Origin of the sequence: Streptomyces sp. NRRL B-24085, assembly GCF_001282115.1 — a bacterium.
Taxonomy (GTDB): Bacteria; Actinomycetota; Actinomycetes; order Streptomycetales; family Streptomycetaceae; genus Streptomyces.
On sequence record NZ_LJBR01000449.1, the window covers coordinates 1 to 2,033 of the forward strand.

A 2,033-nucleotide genomic window follows, 5' to 3' on the forward strand; every position below is an offset into this window, starting at 1 on the left:
GGTGACGGGGCGGCGGCGAGTTCTCGGGGGCGGGGCGGAGCCGGGTTCGCGGTGGTGGCCGTCAGGTGGTGGCCGTCAGCCCTTGAGACCGCCGGCGGTCAGGCCGCTCATGATGTTGCGCTGGAAGACCAGGAAGATCAGCAGTGTCGGTATCGAGGCGATGGTCAGTGCCGCGATCAGTACGTTGACGGGGACGCCGTTGGTCAGGGAGTAGATACCGACGTTCAGGGTCTGCTTGGCGGGGTCGGGCAGGGTGAGCATTGGCCACAGGAAGTCCTTCCAGACTCCGACGACCGCGAAGATCGACACCACGCCCAGGATGGGGCGGGAGATCGGCAGCACGATGGACCACAGGGTGCGCAGCGGGCCGGCGCCGTCCATGGAGGCGGCGTCGAGCAGTTCCTGCGGTATGGAGTCGAAGAAGCGCTTCAGCAGGAAGATGTTGAAGGCGTTGGTGACGGACGGCAGCCAGATCACCCAGGGTGAGTTCAGCAGGTTGCGCTCCACGAGCGGCACGTCGAGAACAGTCAGGTACTGGGGGACGACGAGCACGGTGGCGGGGATCATCAGCGTCGCGAGCATCATGCCCAGGATCGCCTTGCCCAGGACGGGACGCAGCTTGGACAGCGAGTAGGCGGCCGCCACGTCCAGGACGAGCTGGAAGGCGAGGGCGCCGAACGCGTAGTACAGGGTGTTGAACAGCAGCGACGACAGGTCCATGACGTCCCAGGCCCGGCTGTAGCTGTCCGGCGTGAAGCTCTTCGGCACCAGGGTGGGTGGGGTCTGGATGACCTCCTGGGTGTCCTTGAAGCCGCTGGAGACGAGCCAGTAGAGGGGTCCGAGGAAGGCCAGGGTGAAGCCGGCGACGACCACGGCGAAGACCGTCCAGTACACCGCCTTGCCCTTCGGCCTGGCGAGGGTGGCGGGCGAGATGAGTGTGCGTGTCGACATGGTGGGCTCCCTGGCCTACTTGTCCTCGGCGCGGCTGAGTTTCACGTACAGCGCCGAGAACCCGGCGAGCAGGACGAGGAGCAGCAGGCCGAGCGCCGCCGCGGCGCCGTAGTTGTTGAAGTTGAACGCGTACTGGTAGATCAGGTAGACGACGGTGGTCGTGGAGCCTTCGGGGCCGGCGCCGCCGGTCAGGAGGAAGGGTTCGACGAAGACCTGCATCGTCGCGATGATCTGCATGAGCAGCATCAGCGAGAGGATGAGCCGGGTCTGCGGGATGGTGATGTGCCAGATCTTGCGGAGCAGGCCGGCGCCGTCGAGTTCCGCGGCCTCGTACAGTTCGCCCGGGACGCCCTGGAGCGCGGCGAGGTAGATCAGGGTGGCGCCGCCCATGTTCATCCAGGTGGCGGCGATGACGACGGAGAGCATGGACAGGTCGGGATCCTGGAGCCACTGCTGCGCGGGCACCCCGAAGAACCCGAACACCTCGTTGAGCAGGCCGTATCCGGGGTCGTAGAGGTACTTGAAGAGCAGGACCGAGGCGACGGGCGGCAGCATCACGGGCAGGTAGACGAGCAGCCTGAGGTAGCCCTGGCCGTGCCGGAACTCGTTGATGACCACGGCGGCGACGAACGGGACCGCGAAGCCGAAGATCAGCGCGAGGACGGTGAACAGGAGCGTGTTGCGCCAGGCCTGCCAGAACGCCGGGTCGTTGAAGACCGTTTCGAGGTTGTCGAGGCCGACCCAGGTCGTCTGTCCGCTCTCGGTCTTCTGGAAGGCGAGGAGGAACTCCCGGATCATCGGGTACCAGGAGAACACCAGGAAACACAGCACGGCTCCGATGAGGAAGCCGTGGGCCGTCAGGTTGCGCCTGAGGCTGTTGGCGAAGGAGCCGCCGCGGGTCGATGGGCCCGCCGCGCGCGGCTCGGGAGCCCGGGCGGGTCCCGCCTTGCTCGGGGTCAGGCTCGGGGCCGACATCGTCGCTCCTCGGTGCTGGGCTGCTGGATCTGCTGCCGGGCGGGGCCGCCCTTCGGCCGCCCCGCCCGTGCCGGTCACTGGTTGGCCAGGGCCTGGTTGACCTGCGA

2 protein-coding genes are annotated in these 2,033 nt (G+C 67.2%); both read right to left on the minus strand.

Annotated features, from left to right (window positions below):
• Nucleotides 1-75: 75 nt before the first annotated feature.
• Entirely contained in the window at nt 76-951 is an 876-nt protein-coding gene (locus AOJ26_RS43160; protein WP_053852605.1) for a carbohydrate ABC transporter permease, read from the minus strand.
• Nucleotides 952-966: 15 nt separating this feature from the next.
• Nucleotides 967-1,926 carry a carbohydrate ABC transporter permease gene (locus tag AOJ26_RS43165; protein ID WP_053852606.1) on the minus strand — a complete coding sequence of 320 codons (960 nt, stop codon included), beginning with the start codon at nt 1,924-1,926 and terminating at the stop codon, nt 967-969.
• Nucleotides 1,927-2,033 lie beyond the last annotated feature (107 nt).

Bases quoted from the DNA above. Each gene is read 5' to 3' on its own strand.
- AOJ26_RS43160 (WP_053852605.1), bottom strand. From the start codon at position 951: ATGTCGACACGCACACTCATCTCGCCCGCCACCCTCGCCAGGCCGAAG.
- AOJ26_RS43165 (WP_053852606.1), bottom strand. From the start codon at position 1,926: ATGTCGGCCCCGAGCCTGACCCCGAGCAAGGCGGGACCCGCCCGGGCT.